Origin of the sequence: Scandinavium sp. UTDF21-P1B, assembly GCF_040750395.1 — a bacterium.
Classification (GTDB): Bacteria; Pseudomonadota; Gammaproteobacteria; order Enterobacterales; family Enterobacteriaceae; genus Scandinavium.
In genome coordinates this window covers 1-1080 of sequence record NZ_JBFLVD010000022.1, presented here as the reverse complement: position 1 = coordinate 1080, position 1080 = coordinate 1, and the positions used below count along the sequence as shown (strand labels likewise).

Here is a 1080-nt window from a genome sequence, read left to right as displayed (position 1 = left end):
TTGCTGCGTAACGTCCAGCGATTGTCCAGCATCCCCTGCTTCGCTTCCCGATAACCCAGTTCAATTTCCCATCTGTGACGATATAACTCGCTGATATCATTGCCAGGATAACGATTCTGGTCTGTCAGGGATGTCAGGACCCGCCTTTCTTTACCATCAACCGTTCGGGTCAGCAGCCTGGCTGTGAACCGCCCGGGGAGTGCTGGCCACTGCTTCCGGGCCTGTGGGCTGGGTGTCAGTTCTACAAGCTCGTCGCCACGCCCCAGCTTACGCACAACTTCATATTGCGTGTGTTTTTTCAGCGGCAGCAACCAGTGTCGTTTTTCTCCGGACGTTTGCCAGTGGTGCAGCAACCCCAGTGAGTAAAATCCCTTATCGAACAGAGTGATGCTCTCATCCGGGGTTCTCTCTGCCAGCTGCGCTGCCAGTCGCATTTCGCTCACGTTTTCGCTGTCAAAGACGCTGGCATTAATCAGATGACTGCTCAGCTCCATCAGACAGACCATCCTGACCTGCGGATAGCCACCGGTGCCATTTCGTCCGGCTGGTCTGCTGAAAGCTTCGCTGTTTTCCGGCGTGTCTGCCGTGCGCCAGACAACACCATCCACGGCAAACAGATTCAGGGCATGCCATTTTGGATGGGCCGCCTGTTGATTCCAGTGTCGCTGCGTAATGTCGAACAGTTCCCGCACAGCATCTTCCCCGAGTGTTTTTCGGCGCTGAATGACTGAGCTGCGGGCGGTGAAAGGCTCACCAGTCCTGTCAGTGATATCCATCAGATTGACGATCTCGGTCATGGGACGATTGCAGAAGATGGACATGCCAATGACAAGCCAGATCATAGATTCGAGAGGAAGTTTGCGTTTGCGAAGCGTGACAGTGTCAGTCAGCGTTAACGCCTTCTGGATGAATTCAGCGGGGATGAGGTCAGAGAGGCTACGGGCGTGCTCTGGGGAGGTGATATTGATAATGCCGAGAGCTTGTGAAAGTTCCATTTAAAAAGGGTCCATGATGAACATGAACCCTTTTTACACCAGCTACCGGATCGGTCAACCGATCCTTAAACGATCGGCATTAGGA

1 protein-coding gene is annotated in these 1080 nt (G+C 53.6%); it reads right to left on the bottom strand.

All coding sequences use genetic code 11. From position 1 onward, the window contains the following. Nucleotides 1-995: IS4 family transposase (locus tag AB1287_RS17840; RefSeq protein ID WP_435618642.1), on the bottom strand; the 995-nt coding region annotated here is incomplete at its 3' end. Nucleotides 996-1080 lie beyond the last annotated feature (85 nt).